This window comes from Longispora sp. NPDC051575 (assembly GCF_040681875.1).
Classification (GTDB): domain Bacteria; phylum Actinomycetota; class Actinomycetes; order Mycobacteriales; family Micromonosporaceae; genus Longispora.
Genome location: NZ_JBFAZP010000001.1, coordinates 703,364 through 724,384 on the forward strand (window position 1 = coordinate 703,364; position 21,021 = coordinate 724,384).

The 21,021-nt window shown below is 74.1% G+C and carries 17 protein-coding genes; 9 read left to right on the plus strand and 8 right to left on the minus strand.

The features are described from left to right. Positions 1–208 precede the first annotated feature (208 nt). From AB0M43_RS02965 to AB0M43_RS02980, 4 genes are all read left to right on the plus strand, one after another. On the plus strand, positions 209–589 hold the full coding sequence (locus AB0M43_RS02965; protein WP_363720568.1) for a TraR/DksA C4-type zinc finger protein: 381 nt from the start codon (positions 209–211) through the stop codon (positions 587–589). Between the two features lie 156 nt (positions 590–745). After that, a complete protein-coding gene (locus AB0M43_RS02970; RefSeq protein ID WP_363720569.1) occupies positions 746–1,231 on the plus strand; it encodes a DUF6158 family protein in 486 nt (161 codons plus the stop codon). 208 nt (positions 1,232–1,439) lie between these two features. Continuing rightward, the gene (locus AB0M43_RS02975) at positions 1,440–2,021 is read left to right on the plus strand and encodes an SDR family NAD(P)-dependent oxidoreductase (protein WP_363720570.1); all 582 of its coding nucleotides are present in this window, start codon (positions 1,440–1,442) and stop codon (positions 2,019–2,021) included. 40 nt (positions 2,022–2,061) lie between these two features. Then, positions 2,062–3,216 (plus strand): low temperature requirement protein A, encoded by a 1,155-nt coding sequence (locus AB0M43_RS02980; RefSeq protein WP_363720571.1) that lies wholly within the window; start codon positions 2,062–2,064, stop codon positions 3,214–3,216. Between the two features lie 91 nt (positions 3,217–3,307). Here the strand turns inward: AB0M43_RS02980 and AB0M43_RS02985 are convergent, their stop codons facing one another. Then, a complete protein-coding gene (locus AB0M43_RS02985) occupies positions 3,308–3,952 on the minus strand; it encodes a response regulator transcription factor (RefSeq protein WP_363720572.1) in 645 nt (214 codons plus the stop codon). Continuing rightward, positions 3,949–5,085 (minus strand): histidine kinase, encoded by a 1,137-nt coding sequence (locus tag AB0M43_RS02990; RefSeq protein WP_363720573.1) that lies wholly within the window; start codon positions 5,083–5,085, stop codon positions 3,949–3,951. Before AB0M43_RS02990 ends, AB0M43_RS02985 begins: the two co-directional genes overlap by 4 nt. A gap of 128 nt (positions 5,086–5,213) precedes the next feature. Between AB0M43_RS02990 and AB0M43_RS02995 the strand changes: the two genes are divergently transcribed. Together AB0M43_RS02995 and AB0M43_RS03000 are read left to right on the plus strand one after the other, a co-directional pair. Beyond that, positions 5,214–6,371 carry an FAD-dependent oxidoreductase gene (locus AB0M43_RS02995; RefSeq protein ID WP_363720574.1) on the plus strand — a complete coding sequence of 386 codons (1,158 nt, stop codon included), beginning with the start codon at positions 5,214–5,216 and terminating at the stop codon, positions 6,369–6,371. Positions 6,372–6,543: 172 nt separating this feature from the next. Continuing rightward, positions 6,544–7,629 carry a hypothetical protein gene (locus AB0M43_RS03000; RefSeq protein ID WP_363720575.1) on the plus strand — a complete coding sequence of 362 codons (1,086 nt, stop codon included), beginning with the start codon at positions 6,544–6,546 and terminating at the stop codon, positions 7,627–7,629. A gap of 101 nt (positions 7,630–7,730) precedes the next feature. On the opposite strand, the gene AB0M43_RS03005 is transcribed toward AB0M43_RS03000, so the two are convergent. Together AB0M43_RS03005 and AB0M43_RS03010 are read right to left on the minus strand one after the other, a co-directional pair. After that, positions 7,731–8,612 (minus strand): MEDS domain-containing protein, encoded by an 882-nt coding sequence (locus AB0M43_RS03005; protein ID WP_363720576.1) that lies wholly within the window; start codon positions 8,610–8,612, stop codon positions 7,731–7,733. A gap of 217 nt (positions 8,613–8,829) precedes the next feature. Continuing rightward, positions 8,830–11,034 carry an MMPL family transporter gene (locus tag AB0M43_RS03010; RefSeq protein ID WP_363720577.1) on the minus strand — a complete coding sequence of 735 codons (2,205 nt, stop codon included), beginning with the start codon at positions 11,032–11,034 and terminating at the stop codon, positions 8,830–8,832. A 132-nt stretch (positions 11,035–11,166) separates the two neighbouring features. On the opposite strand from AB0M43_RS03010, the gene AB0M43_RS03015 reads away from it, so the two are divergent. Beyond that, on the plus strand, positions 11,167–11,919 hold the full coding sequence (locus AB0M43_RS03015) for a TetR/AcrR family transcriptional regulator (RefSeq protein ID WP_363720578.1): 753 nt from the start codon (positions 11,167–11,169) through the stop codon (positions 11,917–11,919). On the opposite strand, the gene AB0M43_RS03020 is transcribed toward AB0M43_RS03015, so the two are convergent. Next, positions 11,916–12,506, minus strand: coding sequence for a putative glycolipid-binding domain-containing protein (locus AB0M43_RS03020; protein WP_363720580.1), 591 nt, complete (start codon positions 12,504–12,506; stop codon positions 11,916–11,918). The genes AB0M43_RS03015 and AB0M43_RS03020 overlap by 4 nt on opposite strands. Positions 12,507–12,653: 147 nt before the next feature. Between AB0M43_RS03020 and AB0M43_RS03025 the strand changes: the two genes are divergently transcribed. Further along, positions 12,654–14,981 carry a cellulose-binding domain-containing protein gene (locus AB0M43_RS03025; protein WP_363720582.1) on the plus strand — a complete coding sequence of 776 codons (2,328 nt, stop codon included), beginning with the start codon at positions 12,654–12,656 and terminating at the stop codon, positions 14,979–14,981. A gap of 72 nt (positions 14,982–15,053) precedes the next feature. On the opposite strand, the gene AB0M43_RS03030 is transcribed toward AB0M43_RS03025, so the two are convergent. Together AB0M43_RS03030 and AB0M43_RS03035 are read right to left on the minus strand one after the other, a co-directional pair. Continuing rightward, positions 15,054–15,701, minus strand: a complete 648-nt coding sequence (locus AB0M43_RS03030) for a hypothetical protein (protein WP_363720584.1) — start codon at positions 15,699–15,701, stop codon at positions 15,054–15,056. 140 nt (positions 15,702–15,841) lie between these two features. Continuing rightward, on the minus strand, positions 15,842–19,291 hold the full coding sequence (locus AB0M43_RS03035; protein ID WP_363720586.1) for a S8 family serine peptidase: 3,450 nt from the start codon (positions 19,289–19,291) through the stop codon (positions 15,842–15,844). A gap of 116 nt (positions 19,292–19,407) precedes the next feature. Between AB0M43_RS03035 and AB0M43_RS03040 the strand changes: the two genes are divergently transcribed. After that, a complete protein-coding gene (locus AB0M43_RS03040) occupies positions 19,408–20,388 on the plus strand; it encodes a helix-turn-helix domain-containing protein (RefSeq protein WP_363720588.1) in 981 nt (326 codons plus the stop codon). Between the two features lie 70 nt (positions 20,389–20,458). On the opposite strand, the gene lspA is transcribed toward AB0M43_RS03040, so the two are convergent. Then, positions 20,459–21,007: a signal peptidase II gene (gene lspA, locus AB0M43_RS03045; protein WP_363720590.1), complete on the minus strand. Its 549-nt coding sequence runs from the start codon at positions 21,005–21,007 to the stop codon at positions 20,459–20,461. Positions 21,008–21,021: the final 14 nt, after the last annotated feature.

Here is a 21,021-nt window from a genome sequence, read left to right on the forward strand (position 1 = left end):
TGAACACCGCGGACACCTGGCCGCACCTCGCGCTCGGGGCGGGCACGCCCGCCCTGGGCACGATCCCGGGCGGCGGCCGGACGGGGAGCCGCCCATGACAGACCCCGGAACCTTTTGATGGGTACTTGACGGAGAGTTGTCGACCGCCGGCCGTTTGGGCCGGCGGTCGACGGGTATGTGGCAGCGAACCGGACAGGGGGAGACGAGGATGGACCGGACGAAGCTGCGGAACACCGGAACCGCCGAGCTGAGGGCTGACCTGCTGGCCCGGCACGGCGAACTGTCGGCGGCGTACCGCACCGCCGTGCGCGAGGCGGCCGAACGGCAACGCCACCGGCTGGCCGACGGGTCCGGCGACGACGAGGGCGACCGGGGTCTCAAGGCCCAGGAACGCGAGCAGGACCTGGCGCTGGTGGACACCGCCCGGCAGCGGATGGCGCAGGTCAACGAGGCCCTCGACCGGCTCGACGCGGGCGGGTACGGGCTGTGCGAGCACTGCGGCGCGCCGATCCCGCCCGACCGGCTGGTGGCGTTCCCCGCCGCCACGCACTGCGTCACCTGCGGGAGCGCGGCGGACACCCGGCACTGACCACGCGCGCCCCGCCCGTCCCGCTGGCGCCCCGCGACCGCCCAGGTCAGGTCCGGCGCCCGCCCGTCCGTCGGGCCCGGCCTCCCGGGCCGGGAGTCGTGCGCGGTGTGGCTCCCCGCGCGTTTGACCCCGGGCGCGCGGGGGTAGTCGCAGGACATGGCAGACCATCTCGAGGACCCGGCCCAGGGCGTACCCGCCGCGTCCCTACCCGACGACGCCGTGGAGCGGGAGCTCGCGAGCCTCGACCGGACCCGGCACGACGCCCTCGGCAACCGTCCCGACGCGGCCGTGGCCACCCACCAGCGGCGCACCGCCGAGCTGGCCGACGAGGCACGGCGGCGCGGCCTGTACCGGGCGGGCGTCCCCGGCCAGGATCCCGGCGCGTCCCCGGCGAGCGCCGGCATCCCCGAGTACGCCGACGACGACGATCCCCGGCCGGTACCCGACGAGCCCGGGCGCCCCGCCGTGGCGGGCGACTCCCCGATCGGCCTGGACGAGTACGGCACCACGGTGCGCGAGTCCCGGCGCGGCGAGTCCCTGGACCGGCGGCTGGCCCGGGAGGAGCCGGAGACGCCCTGGGAGCCGCCGAACGACGGCCGCCCCAACGAGGAGCAGGCCATCCACATCACCCGCCGCCCCTGAGGCCCGGCGGCCCGGGGCCAGGCGGACGGCGCGTGACCTGAGGCCGGAGGTCCCGATCGGGCGTCCCCTGCCGCGCGGGCCCCGGCCCTGCGGGCGAGTAGGGCGTTGCAAGAAAACGGCAAGCGGCGGCACGTACCGTGCTCGCACGGCCTCCCGGTGACGGCCAGCCCCGGCGGCGTGCCGGGACGCGCACGGACGAGGAGACGGCATGAGGGAACTGGCGGGCCGCACGGCCCTGGTCACCGGCGGTGGGCGGGGCGTGGGCCGGGCCGTCGCGCGCCGGTTGGCGTCCGACGGCGCGCTGGTCGCGGTGCACCACGGCGGGGACGCGGCGGCGGCGCTGGAGACGGTCGCGCTGGTCGCGGAGTCCGGCGGGTCGGCGTTCGCGGTCGACGCGTCCGGCGGGGTGGAGGCGCTGTTCGCCCCGCTGGAGGCCGGGCTGCGGGCCCGCACCGGGGACGCGCGGCTGGACATCCTCGTGAACGCGGCGGCCGGGGGCGGCGCGCGGGAGGCGTACCGGATCATCCAGCGGGCCGTACCGCTGCTCCGGGACGGCGGCCGGGTCATCGACGTCTCCGCCGACCGGCTCGCGGTGCCGGGCCTGGCCGACGTGCTCGGCGCGCGCGGCATCACGCTGAACACCGTCGCCCCGGGCCAGCTCGCGGTCCCCCGGGTCGGCCGGACCGACGTGGCGAACATCGTCGGCTTCCTCGCCTCGGCCGAGTCCGGCTGGGTCACCGGCCACCTGCTCGACGCGTCCGGCGGCGCGTTCCTCAGCCCGAGCGTGTAGCCGCTCCCCGGCGCGGGAAACCCATGGCAAGATCACTTCCGTGGGTACGGGTGAGAGCAAGCGGGTCTCCTGGGTCGAGCTGTACTTCGACCTGATCTTCGTCCTGGCCGTCGCCCAGGTGGCGCACGCGATCGGCGCGGAACCCGACTGGGGCGGCCTGGGCGGCTCCTTCGGGCTGTTCGTGTTCCTGTGGTGGACGTGGACCGGCTTCGCGCTGCTCTACAACCGGCACGGGGCGGAGACGGCGCTGTCCAGCCGGCTGGTGGTCCTGGCCGGTACGGTGCCGTGCGGGCTGGCCGCCGTGTCCTTCCACGAGGCCGCCGACGGGCACCCCGCCGCGTTCTTGCTCAGCCTCGCCGGGGCCCGGCTGATCCTGGGCGTCGCGCACGCCGTGATCGCGGGCCGGCCCGCCGCGCGCCCGGCCGTGGGCTACCTGGTGTCGGCCGCCGGCTTCGCCGCCGCCGCGTTCCTGCCCTCGCCGTGGTCGTACGTCCTGTGCGGAGTCATGATCAGCGTCGAGGCGCGGTACTCGTACACCGAGCGGCCGCCGGAGCGGCACCGGACCCGGCGCGAGGACCTCGACCTCAGCGCCCTGCAACCGACGGCGCCCGGCCAGGCGATCGACGCGCACCACTTCTCCGAACGGTTCGGCCTGTTCGTGATCATCCTGCTCGGCGAGGTGGTCGCCTCCGCCGGGCTCGGCGCGATCGACGGCGGGCACGGCCATCTGCCCTGGCTGCCCCTGACCGCCGCGATCGTGCTGGCCGGCGCCATGTGGTGGCAGTACTTCGACGCGGCCGCCGACATGAACCGCCGGATGCTGGAGGTGTCCGGCGGCTCGCAGCTCGTCGCCCGGGTGGTGTTCGTCAGCGGGCACATGTTCCCGGCGTTCGCGGTGATCACCGTCGCCGCCGGCGTGCGCCTCCTCCTGGCCGGCCACCCCCCGACCGCCGCGTACTGGCTGGTGTCCGGCGGCATGTCCGGCTACCTGGCCGTCACCCGGGCGTTCGGCATGGGCATGGGCCCCCTGGGCCGGATCGCCCGGATCGCGCTCGCGGCGGCCACCGTGCAGCTCGGCTGGCTGGGCGGGCACGTGCCGACGGCGGCGTTCCTGTGGGCGGCGGCCGGTTGGGGCGTGGTGTGCGCGGGCGTGGCGACCCTGGAGGCGCACCAGGCCCGGCCGACCACCGCCTGACGGTCACTGCGGGCGGCATCCGCGAAGGTGGCCTTTCCGGGGACGGCCTGCGCGCCGGCCGTGGGCAGGCCCGGAACCGTCGCCGGCGTGGTCAGGTGGCCAGGCCGTTGCGGGCGGCGAGCACCGCCAGGCGTACCCGGTTGGAGGTGTCGGTCTTGGTCATCAGGTTCGCCACGTGCGTCTTCACCGTGGTCACGCCCAACGACAGCCGCTCGGCGATCTCCCCGTTGGACAGCCCCTCCCCGACCAGGGCGAGGACCTCGCGTTCGCGTTCGGTGATGCCCGACAGGTCCGCGCTCGGCGCCGTGTCCGACCGCGCGGTCACCGCCCGGTCCACCAGCCGGCCCAGCACCCCGGGGCTGAACGCGCTCTCGCCGGCCGCCGCGCGCCGGACCGCGTCCAGCAGGTTCGCCGGGGCGGTGTCCTTGACCAGGAACCCGCAGGCCCCGGCCAGCAGCGCCGGGTACAGGTGCTCGTCGTCGTCGAAGGTGGTCAGCACCACGATCCGGGTCGTCGGGCGGGCGCGCAGGATCCGTTCGGTAGCGGTCGTGCCGTCCATCACCGGCATCCGCAGGTCCATCAGGATCACGTCCGGGTGCAGCCGCTCGGCGTGCCGGACCGCCTCCAGGCCGTTGCCGACCTCGCCGACCACGGTGATGTCCCCGGCGGACTCGCACAGCATCCGCAGGCCCGCCCGGACCAGCTGCTGGTCGTCGACGAGCAGCACCCGGATCACGCGGCACCGGCCGGCAGCAGCGCGGACAGCACCCAGCCGTCGCGGGCCGGGCCGGCCTGGAGCTGCCCGCCGATCAGGGTGACCCGCTCGGACAGGCCGACGAGGCCGTGGCCGGGCGGGGAGGACCGCAGCGGGAGGCCCTCGTTGTGCACCTCGACCCGGGCGGTGCCGTCGGCCGACATCGCGACCGTGAGCCGGGCCCGGCCGGCGGGGCCGCCGTGCTTGAACACGTTGGTCAGGCCCTCCTGGACGAGGCGCAGCACCACCAGGCCCCGGACCGCGTCCATCCCGGCCAGCGCGGGGTCGATCGCCGCCTCGACCCGCAGGCCGGCGTTCGCGGCGCGCTCCACGACCTCGCGCAGCACCTGGGGCAGCTCCGCCGGGTCCACCAGCAGCGAACCCAGCTCGACGTTGACGGCCGACGGGTCGCGCAGCACCCCGACGAGCTGGCGCATGTCGGTCAGCGCCGTGGTCGCGGCGGCGTGCACGTCGTCGAGGACCTGGGAGACCCGGGGATCGGTCTCCGGGAGCACGTGCCGGGCCACGGCGACCCGGAGCACGATCGAGGCCACGTGGTGGGCGACGACGTCGTGCAGTTCGCGGGCGATGGCGGTGCGCTCGCCGAGCCGGGCGTTGAGCATGCCCAGCTCCCGGCGCTGTTCGCCCTCGAGCATCCGTTCGCGGGACCGGCGGGTGTTCTCCTGGAGGGACCGGACGTAGACGCCGGCGAGCATCGGGGGGCCGACGACCCACGCCCAGTGGTAGAACGGGGGCAGGACGGCGTGGAACCGGAGCATCTGGACCACGAACGGCACGCTCATCGCGGCGCACCCGACGGCGACCGGCCAGCCCCGGCGGCGGACGATCAGCTCCAGCAGGGCGCACGCGGCCATCAGGATGACCGACACGGCGGTGGCGTGCCCGTAGAGGTCCGTGCCGATCAGCAGGATCGCCTGGCCGATCGTCACCGCCAGCGGCGCGAACCCCGCCCCCAGGCTGAACAGGGCCGCGAGCAGGGCGAACAGCCAGTCCGCCGCGGTCGGCCCGTCCCCGCGCAGGGCGAGGACGTCACTGACCACGGCGGGAAACGCCGCGAGTCGTATCCAGCCGAAGCGGTCACCGAGCAGGCCCATGGCTAGAGATTAGCTGTCTACTGTGTCCGCGGCTCCTGCCGTGGGAGGAGGGCCCCTCCTCCGGTCGGCCGCCCGACGCGGCCCGCTGCCCGACGCCGGGCTTGCCCGGACGGGCCAAGCTGCGGGGTATGACAAACGCGAAGTTCGGAACCGACGGCTGGGACGCCGTCGTGGTCGGCGCGGGTCACAGCGGACTGACGTGCGCGGCGTACCTGGCCGTCGCCGGGGGCCTCCGGGTCCTCGTGGTGGAGCGCCAGGCCACCGTGGGTGGGGAGGAGGCCGCGGCGGTGCCCCCGGTCTACCAGGGCCTCGGGCTCGACGACCGGTTCCGGTTCTGGGAGCCCGACGGGCTCGACGCGCTGCCCGGGATCCCGGCGTTGCGGACCGGCGGCTGGGACGGGTACCGGGCCCGGATGGTCGCCGCGCTCCCCGACGAGGCCGCGCAGGTCTGCCGGTACGTGGACATGTGCTCCGCGCTGCACGCCGAGATCCGGGGCATGGACCCCGACGGCCCGGCCGCGCCCAGCACCCTGTTCGTCACGTGCGCGCGGCGGACCCTCGACCAGGTGATGGGCGACTGCGGGCTGTCCGCGCGGGCCCGGACCGTGCTCGGGACGCGCAACGGGGACCACGGGCTCGCCCCGGAGCAGGTGCCGGCCGTGTCGCACGCCGCGATGCTCGGCGACGAACTGCTCGGCGACACCGGACAGATCCTGACGTCGACGCTGGTGGAGGCCATCGAGGCGTACGGGGGCGAGGTGCGGACCCGGACCCCCGTCGTCGGGGTCACGATCGAGGCCGGCAAGGTCACCGGGGTGCGCACCGTCGCCGGGGACGTGCTGCGTGCGCCGGTCGTGGTGTCCGACCCGGACGACGGCCGGGCCTGGGAGGACCTCGTCGGCGACGGTCCGGCCCGCACGGCCCCGGCGCCGGCCGCCGGCTACCGGACGGTCGCGACGGCCGCCAGCGCGGACCTGGTGGGGCGCGCCCTGCTCGACTACGCGGAGAAGGCGGTCGCCCCGCCGCGCCGCCGACCGGGTGCCGGGGCTCCCGTACCCGTCGGTGCCGGATCTTCGACGCCCACGGGTCCGGTGGCGGGGATGCCGGCCGCCCGCCGGATCGTCCCCGAGGCCCCCGGCCTGTACCGGATGAGTTCCGGGGCGCGGCGCGGCGACCGGGTGCTGGATCTGGCGCCCGCCGAGGCGCACGCCGGCCGGGTCTACGGCTCGCTGCCCCGCACCGCCGACCCCCTGGGCCGGATCCCCCGGCCCCGGGTGCGCCGCTGACCCTCCCCGGATCCACCGAGGGTGCGCCACCGGTCGGCGTTTCCGGCACGCGGAAACGGGGGAAAGCCGGCGACAATCCGTAGGTTCGTCCACTTTCGAGGCATCTAACGTCAGGTTTTATAGGGTTTTCGCGGTATGCGAGGCACCTGCCGCGCCTCTACGCTCCGCACTGATGGACCTACGACTCCGGGTGGCCACCGGCGTGGCGGTGGCGGCCGTCGGCACGCTGTTCGCGCTGCCGGCCCCGCCGCCGCTCACCCCGCCGGCCGCCTCCGCCCCGCAGACCACCGGCCCACCGGTGCCCCTGGAGACGGCCTGGCCGGCCGCCGTGCCCGGCACGATCCCCGGCGCGCAGCCGGACGGCAGCACGTTCCTGCCACTGCTGGTCCTCGGGCCGGACCTCTCGACCGGGATGAGCAGCGGCGCGGGCCGGGCCCCGGCGTACGTGCTGCGGTCGCCCGCCGGGATCCGGGAACTGTCCCCGAACGTGACGGGCATGGCCCGGTCGCTGGACGCGTACACGTCCGGGGGCGGGCAGCTGTTCTGGTTCCTCAACGTCAAGGACATCTCCGGCGGGGCGCACCAGACGCTGTGGACCGCCGACGTGGCCGGTGGCGAGTCCCGGGTGCTGGCCGCCGACACGGGGACGCCCCGGCTGCGCGGCGGCTCCCTGGACCTCCAGGTGGTCGACGGCGTGGTCCGCTGGGTCGCCGAGGGGCCGGGCGGGGACACGGAGGTGCGGTCGGTGCCGGTGACCGGCGGGGCGGTGGCCGTGGCGCGGTACCCGGGAAAGTTCGTCCTGTCGCAGTGGCCCTGGGGCTCGCCGGCCGTGAGCACGTCCGGCTCGTCCGTCGAACTGCTCAACTTCGAGACCCGGGCGAAGCTGAAGGTGCCCGCGGCGAAGGGCCGCAACGTCAACTGCGGCCCCGTGTGGTGCCGGTCCACGGACGACGCGACGCTGGAGCTGCGCCGGGTGGACGGCACCGACGTGCGGCCGATCGGGGGACGCGAGGTCGGGCTCATCGGATACCCGATCGGTCGCGTGCGGGACCTGGACATCTTCACGGGCGCGATCTCGAACACGATGGCGGGCCCGGTCAGACCCCTCATCGTGTACGACATCGCGGGCCACCGCTCCGTGCTGGTGTCGGCGGTGGCCGGGGCCGTCGGGGCGCGCGGCGACTTCCTGCTGTGGTCCACGGGGGACAACGAGGGCATGGTGTGGCACTTCCTGGACCTGCGCACCCTGCGGTCCTGAGGCGCCCGGCGGAACCCGACACCCCCGTGTGACGGGAGTGTCGGTCCCGCCAGCCGAGGTCGGGCACGCGCTCCGGGGCACCGCCGTCGCCGTGCCCCGGCTCAGAGGGCCGGGACCACCTGGAGCCGGCCGTCCCCGGCGCCCGGCACCATCCCGACCAGCTGGGCCAGCGCCGCCGAACACCCCCACAGCACCAGCCCCGCCGGGGACGCCCGCGCCGCCCGGACGAACAGCGTCGCCGTCGGCGCGTCCGCGAAGCTCAACGCCGACACGTCCACCACCAGCGGCCCCTCCCCCACCCCGGGCTCGTCGAACAGGGCGCTGAGCAGCGCCGCGAGCGCCGGCCGGTTGGACATGTCCGCCTCGCCGACCAGCCGCAGCCCCGCCGGGTGCTCCGTGCGCGCCATCCGCAGCAGCGGCGTCCACGGGCCGTCGAGCCCGTCCCCGGCCCGGCAGGTCGCCGGGTGCGCGGACGCGATCCGGCTCAGGGCGACCGGCGGGAACAGCCGGCGGTCGTACAGGCACAGGCCCATCGCGTAGCCGTCGGCGAAGACCCGGTTGGCCCGGGCCTCGTACCAGGCGACCCGGTGCGCGCCGGCCACCGAACCGGCCAGCCAGGACCGGTCCGCGACCAGCCGCACGCCCCGGTAGCCGGCGGCGCGGGCCACGTCCAGCCGGTGCGTCCAGCCTTCCAGGACGGCGGCCGGCCGGAACTCGCCCCCGCTGAGGTACGTGTCGGGCACCGTCACGATCTGGAGCTGCCCGGTGGCCACCAGCGCGGGGACGTGCACGCCGTGCGCGGTCAGCCGGTCGGCGATGTCGGCGCGGGGGGCGCCGGGCGCGGAGTAGATGACCCGGTGGCCGTCGCGGGTGCCGGCGGCCACGTACCGGGCAACGGCGGCCGCGCACCGGGCGTCGTCGTCGAACGTCCAGCACACGTGGTCGCCGAGCCGGAGCTGGTCGACGGCTGTGGGGTCGGCCATCCGGTACCCCCCTCTGTCGGCGCGACGCGACGCGCGTGCCCGGTGGGGTGCACCTGAACGGACGCTCGCCCCGACGGTAGATGGTCCATCCGACGCGGGCAACAGTCCGACGGTTCCACTCCGGTGGGTAGGACGGACAGCGCTCCGCCGCGCCGGGACGCGGGGTCCGGGCGCGGCGGAGGGTCGGTGGCCGCGCGGGGCGGTCACCGGGTGCGGGTCAGGCCGGCGGCGGGCCCTCGATGTGCAGCTGCGGCACCCGGCGGTCCAGCCAGGCCGGCAGCCACCAGTTGCGGTCGCCCAGCAGGTGCATCACGGCCGGGACGAGCAGCATCCGGACCAGGGTGGCGTCGATCAGGATGGCCGAGGCCATGCCCACGCCGATCACCTTGATGGGCACCTCGGGGGCGGGGACGAACGCGGCGAACACCGCGACCATGATGGCCGCCGCCGCAGTGATCACCCGGGCGGTGCCGGCGAGGCCGATCACGATGGACTCGCTGTTGCTCCGGGTCCGCAGCCAGGCCTCGCGCATCCGGCTGACCAGGAACACCTCGTAGTCCATCGACAGTCCGAACAGGACGGCGAAGGTGAGCACGGGCACGAACGCCGGCAGCGGGGTCGGGTTGTCGATCCCGATCAGCTGCCCGGCCCAGCCGCCGCGCAGCACCAGGGCGACGACCCCGTAGGCGGCGGCGACCGACAGCAGGTTCATCACGGCGGCCTTGAGGGCGACGGCCACGCTGCGGAAGGCCAGCAGGAGCAGGAGCATCGACACGATCACGACACCGCCGACCAGCAGCGGGAGCCGTTTGACGATGTTGGCCGAGCTGTCGATGGCCGTCGCGGTCAACCCGCCGACATGCACGGGGGTACCGGCCGCCGTGGTCGCGGGGATCACGTCCTCGCGCAGGACCCGGACCAGGTCCTCGGTGGCCGTGTCCTGCGGGCCGGTCTTCGGGATGACGGTGAACACGGCCGAGCCGCCGTTGGTCTGCACCGGGCTGACGGCCGCGACGCCGGGGGTGGTGCCGAGCCGGGTGACCAGGGCGTCGAGCGCGGCGGTGTCGCGGGACGCGGGCAGTTCGGCCACGAGGAGCAGCGGGCCGTTGGCGCCGGGGCCGAAGCTGGCGGACACGGTGTCGTACGCGCGGCGGTTGGAGTTGCCCTCGGGGTCGTTGCCCGCGTCGGGGAAGCCGAACCGGACGTCGAGGAACGGCGCGGCCAGGGCGAGCAGCACGGCCACCCCGGCGAGCGCGGCGAGCACCCGGTGCCGTTCGACGTACCGGCTCCAGCGCAGCCAGCCGGGGCTGATCACGTTGGCGGCGCGGGCGGCCTTCCGGCGGGGCAGCGGGATCCGCAGCTTGTCGACGTTCTTCCCGAGGTAGCCGAGCAGCGCGGGGAACAGGGTCGCCGAGGCGGCCAGCACGACGAGGACGGACAGGATCGCCGCGAACGCCGCGCCCCGCATGAACGACAGCCCCATCGCGAACAGACCCAGCATGCTGACGATGACCGTGATGCCGGCGACGAGCACCGACCGGCCGGCGGTGTCCAGGGTGGCGACGGTCGCGGCCTCCGGTTCCAGCCCCTCGGCGCGCCACTCGCGGAACCGGGTGACCAGGAGCAGGACGTAGTCGATGCCGACGCCGATGCCCATCATGGCCGCGAGCGACGTGGACCAGTCGGGTACCGGCATGACGGCGGCGACGATCGGGATGAGCAGGCTGCTGACCGCCAGGCCGGCGAGCGCGGTGAGCAGGGGCAGGCCGGCGGCGACGATCGAGCCGAAGGTGAGCAGCAGGATCAGCGCGGCGGCGACCATGCCGATCCCCTCGGAGCCGATCGCGCCCTGCTCGGCCATCTGGACGGCCTCGCCGCCCAGGCTGGCGGTGAGCCCGCCGCCGGCCCCGTCGGCCAGGTCCAGGAGCCGGCGGGTGTCGGCCTTGGGCATGTCGGTGGGGTTGTCCACGTCGAGGACCAGCCGGGCGATGGCCGTCTTCCCCTCGGGGAGGGCCACCGCGCCGCGCGCCGGGTCCGGGGCCTCCGCACTCCGGACATGCGGCACCTTGGCCATCTCGGCGAGGAGCGCGTCGACCTGGGCCTTGCCGGCCGGGGTCAGCACGCCGGCCTCGGACGTCAGGACCACGCTGATCGTGTCGCCGGACTGGGCCGGGAAGTTCTTCGCGAACAGTTCCTGGGCGGCCCGGGAGTCCGAGCCCGGCGCGGTGTAGTCGGCGCTGTACTTGCCGCCGAACGCCGTGGACAGGCCGAACACGACCGCCAGGGTGAGCAGCCACAGCAGCACCGTGGTGCCCCGGCGCCGGTAGCTCCAGCCCGCGAGCCGGCCGAGGGGGCCGGGCGGGGGCGGGGGCGCGGAGGCCCCTTCTGGGGCCGCCCGGTCGTCGAGCAGGGGCTGGGCCATGGAATCCTCCGGGGGTAGGTGAGGCCACGTCAATTCAGTTACGCCTCATAACTGTTACGATGTGCCGTAACCTTGTCAAGCGGCCGCCCGACGATGTGGCCCGCACCACTACCGAATCGGAACGGAGGCCACATGTCCGCCCACAGCACCGCCGCCGAGCGGGCCGCCGGCCTGGCCGAGCCACCCAACCGGCGGCAACGCGCCCGCGCCGCGACCCTCGACGAGATCAAGCAGACCGCCCTGGACCTGATGCGCGAACAGGGCACGGTCGACGTCCGGTTCACCGACATCGCCCGGGCGATGGGCCTGACCCCGCCCGCGCTGTACCGGTACTTCGCCGACCGCGACGAGCTGCTCACCGCGATGGTCACCGACTCCTTCGTGGACCTCGGCACCACCCTCGCCGAGGCGCGGGAGTCCATGGCCCCCGAGGACCTGGGCGGCCGGTTCGTGGCCACCTGCGCGGCGTACCGGACCTGGGCGGCGGCCAGCCCCCAGCGCTTCTCCCTGATCTTCGGCGTGCCCGTGCCGGGGTACTCGGCCCCGGTCGACGGCCCCACCACCGACGCCGCCCAGCGCGCCATGGCCAACCTGGCCGGCCTGGTGCTGGCGAACCAGCAGGGCGGGCGGCTCGGCGCGCCCCTGGTCGGCGACGTGAGCGCCGCGTTCACCGCGTTCGCGACCCACAAGCTGGAGGAGTACGCCGACGCGATCGGCCCGGCCACCTACCAGGCGATGCTGCTGGCCTGGTCCGCGCTGCACGGGTTCGTGTCACTGGAGGCCAACGGGCAGTTCGGCTGGATGGAGCCGGTGCTGCGCGACGAGCTGTTCCGGGCACAGGTGCGGGTCGCGGCGGTCGTCCTCGGGCTGGAACCGCCGGTCTAGATCTGGTTGGCCAGACCCGGGTAGTGGGTGACGTAGCCGTGGTCGTCGATGGCGAGTTCGGCGGTGAAGCCGAGCGAGGTGTAGCCGATCCGGCCCGCGCCGAGCACCGTGTACGTCTGCTCGTGCGGGTAGATCTCCAGGGTCGGCACCCGGACGAACGCCATGGTCAGCTTGTGTTTCGTGCCGACCTGCGCGGACAGCAGGTCGAGCCGGCGGATCGGCAGCGTGTTCGTCAGCGGGCACAGGCCGAGGTCGACGTCCACCGCCTCCTCCAGCCGGTCGGCGTCCTCGATCCCAGGCAGCGAGCCGTCGAGCCGGCCCTCCTCGCCGGTGGCCACCCGCCACCGGCCGGCCGCGTGTTCGAGGCGGGCGGTGCGCCGCCAGCCGACCCCGGTGACGTCGACGTCGAGCCGCCGGGTGCGCCACAGCTCGTCGGTGGCCAGCGAGTACCGCACCGTGTACGGGGTCGCGCCGCCGACGACGGCCACCCCCTCGGCGGTGAGGCCGCCGTGCTCGCGGAACAGTGCCAGCTCGGTGCCGGGCGGCTCGATGCGCTGCCACGCGCGGCTGGTCGGGTACACCGTCATGGCCTCGACCATAGCGGGACAGAGGCGCCGGCACCCGGACAACGCGCGTTCATGTACGTGTACGCCGTGCCAGATTCTGAACGGTAGTTGACCAGTTGGCATCGAGACCCTTGACTGTAAGAAACCTTGCCTATCCCGGAGGTACCCGTGCCCCGAATCCGTGCGCCCTGGCTCGCGACGGCGGCGGTCGCGTCCGTCGCGGTCCTCGCAGCGGCCCCCATCGCGCTGTCCGCCCCCACCGCCCCGGGCGCCGCCCCCGGCCTGAACCTGTCCGCCGCCAACCGCCGCGCCCCGATCGCCGGCCTGTACGACTGGAGCCACGCCGGCTACCGGGGCGGCGCGGACCTGCCCGGCGCAGGCGACATCAATCCGGCCGCCGCCTGCCAGATCACCCCCGCCGAACTGGCCCAGCTCGGGGCCACCCCCGGCGACGGGGTGGACGACACGGCCGGCATCCAGGCCGCCATCGACGCGGTGAAGGCGAACTGCTCGCCGAGCGCCTCGTACACGAAGCTGAGTCTGATCTCGTTGCCCGCCGGGGTGCTCGACGTGTCCCGCGAGCTGCACGTCGACGCCGACTACCTGGTGATCCGGGGCGCCGGGGCCGACACCCGGATCGTCTACCGGCCCGACGCGAACACCCGGTACGACACCCTCACCCCGGACGGCTCCGACTGGGACGAGGACACCATGGTGTCCGGGCAGGGCAAGGGCGGCTGGCTGTGGCCCGGCCGGGGCCTGTTCCGGGTCCAGTCCCGGGGCGTGCACACCGCCTACGCGGCCGACTACGCCGCCGCGCCCGCCAACCGCAGGGACATCTTCGAGGGCACCGTCAACGTGCACTGGAAGGTCGGCGTGAAACTGCGCGACAAGCCCGGCGACCCCGGGTACGCGGGCCGCACCGGCGACACCGTCGTGCACCTGGCCAGCAGCGGCTCCCTCGCCGCGCTGGTCCCGGGCGGGCTGGTCAACATCCGGGCCGCGAACTCGACGAAGTTCTACGAGCAGCAGCAGGCCCTGCCCACCGACCGGCCGTTGCAGAACCTGCACATGCGCCAGCAGCTGTTCACGATCGCCGCCGTCGACGCCACCGGCCGGACGCTCACCCTGGACAAGCCGCTCGAGTACGACGTCCCGGTGACCTCCGTGTCCGACGGCTCCGCCCCGATCGAGGGCGCGACGTACGAGTCCAAGGCCGCGCCCATCGTGGACCCGGTGCTCGGCGTCGGCTTCGAGAACCTCACGATGACCCAGGAGGAGCCCGGGCTCAGCCGGGCCGACGCCGTGCACAACTACGGCAACATGGCCCCCGCCGGCGAGATGCACGGCATCGTCTTCAAATGGGCCGCCAACTCGTGGGTACGGGGCGTGCGCGCCGAGATGACCGGCTCGCACCCCATCGTCACCGAGGAGGCCAGGAACCTCCAGATCGTCGACAACTCCCTCGACGGCGCCTGGAACAAGGGCAAGGGCGGCAACGGGTACTTCCGGGGCTCCCGGGTCTGGGACTCCCTGTACGCGGGCAACACGTCGCGCAACCTGCGGCACTTCACCTTCCAGTGGTCCGCGTCCGGCAACGTCGTGATCGGCAACGATTTCGACTCCGACCTCAACCTGCACGGCGGCTGGGAACGCAACAACCTCTTCGAGCTGAACACCGTCCGGGTGCCCTACGCCCACCGGTCCGGCAGCTGTACGGCCAACTGCGGCGAGGAGGGCGGCGGGGCCCCCGACGACTCGAACTGGTTCCCGATCTGGTGGGGCGCGGGGAAGAAGGCCGTCAAGTGGTCCGGGGCGTCCGGGCCGCGCAACGTGTTCTTCAACAACGCGATGACCAAGCAGCTCGGCTCCGACAACGCGCCCTACGGCGACTACTACGCCGACCGGCACAGGGTGTACCAGTTCGGCTGGAACGGCACCGGGTACCAGCACCTCGACGTCGCCGGCACGCCCATCGCGGACTGGGCGCACAACGAGCAGCGCGACTACGCGGGCGGGCACGGGGTGGACGCGACCCGGACCGATCCGGGGGCCTCGCTGTTCCTGAGGACGGTCGGCACGCCGACGACCTCGGCACCCCCGACCACCGGGCCGCCCAGCTCGGCGCCGCCCTCGTCCGCGCCGCCGACCAGCCGGCCGCCCACGTCCGCGCCGCCGAGCACTCCCCCGACCGGCGGGCTGACCGCCACGTTCGCCCAGACGTCGGTGTGGGGCAACGGGTACGGCGCGACGTACACGCTGCGCAATCCCGGGACGGCGGCCATCACCGGGTGGGTGGTCGAGTTCGACCTGCCGGCCGGGTCGACGGTGTCCAGTTCCTGGAGCGCGACGATGACCCGGACCGGGCAGCACTACCGGTTCGCGAACCTGGGCTGGAACGCGACCGTCAAGCCCGGCGGGACGGCCAGCTTCGGGTTCAATGTCGCCGGGACCGGGGTGCCGGCGCGCTGCACCGTGAACGGGACCGCCTGCTGAGACCGCGTTCCCGGGGGTGACCGTGCCGGCGCCCCCGGGAACGCCCCGGGCCGCCCCGGCGCCGGAGCCCGGTCAGACCCGGAAGGCCAGGTTCACGATCACGAAGATGTACACCAGGGTCGCCACCGTGCCGACGCCCACCACCACCCCGGGATGGACCTGGAGCCACGGCATCCGTACCCCCGGAAAGGTCTTTCGGAGGTTCTCCCAGCGCACGGTCTCCGGCTCGGCCACCGGCACCGCGAGCCGGCGCAGCAGCCGCCCGAACTCCTCCGCCCGCCACAGCCGGGTGTCCAGCACGAACGGCCGCGCGTGGCTGGTCGTCAGCACCAGCCGGCCCGGGCGGACCCCGTCGGTGCCCACCTTCACCTCCACCGGGTGCAGCCCCGTGACGTCGTCCATCGGCACGACGAGGACCGGCCACCGCCAGGCGTTGCGGACCGTCATCCGCTCCCCGTCGAGGATGATCCGCGCGTTGAGCCGGCGCAGGACGAGCAGGCCGCCGACCCACAGCAGGGGCAGACCGAGGCCGAGCACGGTGCCGATCAGGGCGCCGTTGACGCCGGCGCCCTCGTCGGTCCGGCCGCCGGCGAGCATCCGGAAGAAGAACAGCACCATCCCGATCAGCAGGAACGGGGCGAGGATGATCAGGCGGGCCACGTACACCCGGTTGTCGGGAAGGACCCACAGGGGGGCGGTGGACCGCCGGCCGGTTGCCATCCGCCCAGCATTCCATACTGGACTGACCCGATGACCCCGCCGAAACCGGCGGGACCCGCCGCGCCGCCCGGGCTCCGCACCCCGCCCCTGACGCGCGAGGGCCCGCGACCTGGCGTGGTCGCGGGCCCCCTACCTGCGCGTTACTTCAGGCCGTAGGCCCGTTCGATCCGCTCCGTGAACGTGTTCCCCGCCGCGTCGGTCACCGTGAACCGCAGCGACACGAACTTCCCGCCGCCGCGCTTCGGGTGCTCGACGGTGGCCGTCCACGCCGTGCCCCGGCCGCCGACCCTGGCCGGCTTCCAGGTCGCGCCGTCGTCGTAGGACACCTCGGCGGTCAGCTTCTTCACGGCCGAGGCCGCCGCGCCCTTCTCCCGCTCCACCGCCACCGGGATGGTGAAGGAGCCGGCCGGCGCGCGGTTCTCCGCGTCCAGCTCCGGGGTCAGCCGCACGGCCTGCATCGCCAGCGGCGCGACCGTGTCACCCTTGCCGGTCTTCGACCTGAAGGTCCACTCCGCCTTGTACGAGGTCGACAGCCGCGAGTCGCCCGGATCGGCCATGTGCGCGACGACGACCCGGTAGTTCGCCTCGGTCGGGTCCGGGGGCAGCTGGATGCCCCAGGGGGTGTACCGCCCGGCGTAGATCCGCTCGCCGTTGCGGTAGATCACGAGCTTGGTGAGGAAGTTGTCGTGCTCGGCGACCAGGTGCTCCCGGACGCCGTTCGCGCCCAGCTGCATGCCCAGCCAGAGGGTGTCGCCCACCCGGCGGTTCCCGGCGATCTCGGGGTCGAGCCCGACGGCGAACACCGCCCCGTTCCACACCTCGGACTGCTTCCTCCCCGCCTTGAACACCCGCGGGTTGCCGATCGTCAGCCGGTCGAAGTTGTTCCACGAGTCCGGCGGCGAGTGCAGCTGCATGAACGTCGGCGCCCAGCTCAGGGCCGAGTGCGTCGAGTAGTAGTCGGTCCGGGTGAACGGCAGCGGGAAGTCGCCGACCGTGTCGTTGAACCGACCCACGTCGCGGCCGTAGAGCAGCGGGTTCACCGAGTGCGTGCCCAGGTGCTTGTCCGCGGCCGACGCGAAGGTGGTGTCCACCTTGGCCAGGTCCGAGGCGCTGGGCCGGTAGCCGCCGCCGTCGGCCGGCACCTTGCCGGGGACGACCCGGGACAGGTGGTAGACGTACGGGCTGGCGTCGAACGTGCCGTCGCCCTTCGGCTTCGCCCACTGGGTGAAGTTCTGGTAGACGAACTGGTTGCTGCCCGTTCCCACGCTGGGCAGGATGTAGAGGCCCTCGATCGTGGTGCCGCCGATCGCGGAGCGCTGGTCCAGTGCCGTCACGTAGTCCTGGCCGGAGGTGAGCTGCACCGTGCCGACCGTGAAGCTGGCGATCCGCGCGGAACGGTCCGGCGCGCTGTTCACGATGGCCTTGCCCTTGCGCGCGTCGAACAGCAGCATCCGGTCGGCCTTCAGGTCGAACTCCGGCTCCGCGCCCAGCGTGAGGTCCTGGAGGTCGGGGTCACCGGCGCGCGGCGAACCCATCACGGCCGAGGCGGTGAACTTGCCGGCGTGCAGCCGGACCCGGTAGGTGTGCCCGTCGAGGCGGCCGAAGTAGGTGCGCTGCCGCTCGATGTCGTACACCCGCAGGTCCACCGCGTCGGGGACGCCCCCGGTGCGGCTGGTCAGGGTGACGGCGAGGTCGTAGCTCTCCTCCTCCAACTGCACGCCCACGGCGGTGCGGACGACCGTCTTGCCGTCGGCGGAGCGGGCGATGACCGTGCCGCTGTAGATGTTCGGCGAGCCGACCTTCGAGTCGACCTTGACCGTGGTCTTCGCGGTGCCGCCGGCCGGGACCGTCAGCTGGGTCGCGCCGAGGACGAACAGACCGGCCGGGGCCGGCTTGCCCTTGCCGTCGAGCTCGACCTGGCTGAGCTGGAGCGTGACCGGCTTGTCGCTGTCGTTGCGGTACGTCAGGTTCTTCACCATCGGCGCGTTCGTCTTGTACGGCCAGCGCACCATCCCGAAGCTCAGCGCCGCCGGCTCCTGGACGACCTGCTGGCTGACCGCGCGGGCCACGTCGACCCGGCCGGCGCCCTGGATGAACGCCCCGAGCTCGGCGGCGGGGTTGGTCGAGCCCATCAGCTGGGCCTTGAGCTGCGCGGGGGTCCAGGTCGGGTGCTGCTGGGCCAGGATCGCGGCCGACCCGGTCACGTGCGGCGTCGCCATGGACGTACCGGACATCTCGGTGTAGTTTTCCTGGTCCTCGAACGGCTCGCCGGTGCCGGCCGCGCGGGCCGCGACGATGCCGACGCCCGGGGCGACCAGGTCGGGCTTGATGGCCCCGTCCCGGCGGCGCGGGCCGGTGCTGCTGTAGCCCCACACCACGTCGTTGGCGGTGGGCAGGGTAGCGCCGACGGCAAGGGCGCTGTCGGCCGTGGCCGGCGAGATGACCGAGTCGCGGCCGTAGTTGCCGGCGGCGGCGACGACCAGGGTGCCGTACTGCGCCGTGATCGCGTCGACGAACTGCTCGACGACATCGTTGTCGGGGGCATCGGGGTTGCCCAGGCTCAGGTTGATGACCTTCGCCCCGTGGGTCGCGGCCCAGGACAGGCCGGCGATCACGCTGGAGTCGGTGCACTCGCCGTCGGTGGTGCACACCTTGCCGACCAGCAGCTTCGCCCCGGGGGCGACGCCGGTGAACCGGCCGGCGGACGCCGAACCCGAACCGGCGATCGTGGACGCGACGTGGGTGCCGTGCCCGTTGTGGTCGACGGCGTCGGCGTCCGGGGTGAAGTTCGCCGACTCCAGGACCCGGCCCGCGAGGTCGGGGTGGGTCGGGTCGTAGCCGGAGTCCAGGACCGCGACCTTGACGCCGTCGCCGGTCCAGCCGGCGGCCCACGCGGCCGGCGCGCCGATCCGGGCCACGCTCCGGTCGAGCTGGAGCTTGGACTTCCCGTCGAGCCACACCTTGGCGATCGGCGCGTCGAGGGCGCGCAGGGTGCCCTTGCCGGGCGTCAGGCTCCGCCACACGTCGGCGGCCTTCGCCCGCGGCTGGGACATCGCGACCAGGTCCATGGCGCCGAGGTCGCGCACGCCGGTCGCGCCGGTCGCGGCGAAGCCGTTGGCCCGCACCCCGTTCTTCTGGTACTGCACCAGCAGCGGCAGCTCCGCGCGCGCCGCGTCGTCGTAGCCGGTCGCGACGAGGGTCGTCACGTCGAACAGCCGGGGGTCGAGCCGGCCCTGGGCGAGCATCGGCATCGCGTCCGTGGGCAGCACCGTCCAGCCCTTGGGGCCGCGCTGCCGGAGGAAGGTGACCTTCTCCCGACCGGGGCCGGGCACGATCTCGGCGGGCGCGAACCCGTCCTTGCCGGACCGCATGGTGACGCGGTCGCCGGTCACGAGGGTGACCTGCTTCGGCGGCTGGTAGGCCTGCGGCGCGCCGGCGGGGGCGGGGGCGGCGGGCTCGGCGACGGCGGGGAGGGCGCCGAACGTGCTGAGCGCGGTGCCGAGTGCCACCCCGGCCACGAGGAGTAACCGGCGTCGGGACTGCGGGGACGGGGCCTGGGAGGCTGGCCGTGGATGCGGTTCGTTGAGCATTCCGTCTCCAAAGGGGGGTCGGTCGTGTGCTCTTTCTAGCCGCGCCCCGGACGATCGGCCAGGTGTGACCCCTGTCCGGTTGCGGCCCGCGCCGGAACCGGCCATGATCAAACACAATGGGAACCAGCAGCGGGGACGAGCTCGTCTTCGGCGCCGTGGGCGTCGCACCCTTCGACGAGCGGGTCTACCGCACCGTCCTGGCGGGTCCGCCGGTGACGGTGCGTGACCTGGCGACCCGGACCGGGTCGGGGATCGACAAGCTTCAGGCGGCCCTCGCGCGCCTCCGGGGGTACGGGCTGGTCAGCCGGCTGTCCGGCCGCCCGCCCCGGTGGACCGCCGTCAGCCCGACCACGGCAGTGGCGGCCCTGGTCCGCAACGCGCACGAGGACCTCAGCCGGGTCACGGACACCGCCGCCGAACTCGAGGCGGTGTACCGGGCCATCGGCCAGGCCGCCCGCCCCGGCGAGGGCGTCGAACTCCTGACCAGCGCCGACGAGCTGGGCCGCTGGTTCGTCCGGCTCCAGCAGGAGGCCACCGAGGAGATCATGAGCCTGGACCGGCCGCCGTACGTGCTGGACCACTCCAATCCCCTCGAACACATGCTGCTCGGGCGCGGCGTGCGGTACCGGGCCATCTACGACCCGTCGGCGTTCGAGATCCCCGGCATCCTCGACGACGTGACCGGGCTGGCCCGCGCGGGCGAGGAGGCCCGGGTGCTCGCCGGCATCCCGGTGAAGATGGCCGTCGCCGACCGCAAGCTGGCCCTGCTGCCGCTGCACCTGGACCCGCCGATCACCCGCAGCGTCGTCATCCGGGGCACCACCCTGGTCGCGGCCCTGGTCAGCCTGTTCGAACGGCTCTGGGACCAGGCGGTGCCGCTCACCGCGTCCGGGCCGGCGGACACCGATCCGCTGGACGCCGAGGACCGGCGGATCCTGCTCCTGCTGCTGTCCGGGCTCAAGGACGAGGCGATCGCGCGCCAGCTCGGGACCAGTACCCGGAGTCTGCGGCGCCGGATGCGGGTGCTGCTCGACGCGCTGGGGGCGGAGAACCGGTTCCAGGCGGGGGTGCAGGCGGTGCGGCGCGGGTGGGTGTGACCGGAACCGGCGCGCCGGACCGGGCTCCGGTGCGGCGACCGTAACGGCCCGCCGGGCCGGACCGGGGGCGCTACCGCTTCGTGATGCTCCGCCGGGTGCCGTCCAGGTCGATGCCCAGCAGGGTCGCGACGATCAGGGTGGCCACCCCGAGCGTGATCGCCGCGTCGGCCACGTTGAACGCCGGGAAGTACTGCGCGTTCGGCCCGAACACCGACACGAAGTCGACCACGTGCCCGCGCAGGAACCCGGGCGCGCGGAACAGCCGGTCGCCGAGGTTGCCGATCGTGCCGCCCAGCAGCAGGCCGAGCCCGACCGCCCAGGACACCGACCGCAGCCGGGACGCCATCCGCACGATCACCACGACGGCCACCGCCGCGACCAGCGCGAACACGTAGGTCATGCCGCTGGCCATCCCGAACGCGGCACCGGGGTTGCGGATCAGCGTGAAGTACACCAGGCCGCCGAGGAACCGGGGCTCGTCGCCCGGCGCGAGGTTGGCCACCACCAGCACCTTGGACAGGATGTCCGCGGCGGCGGCCACGAGGGCCACCCCGGCCAGCAGCCCCACCCTGCGGCGCGCGGTCGGGACGGCGGGCGGGGCGGGGTCGCTGGTCGTCATCAGCGGAGTGTGTC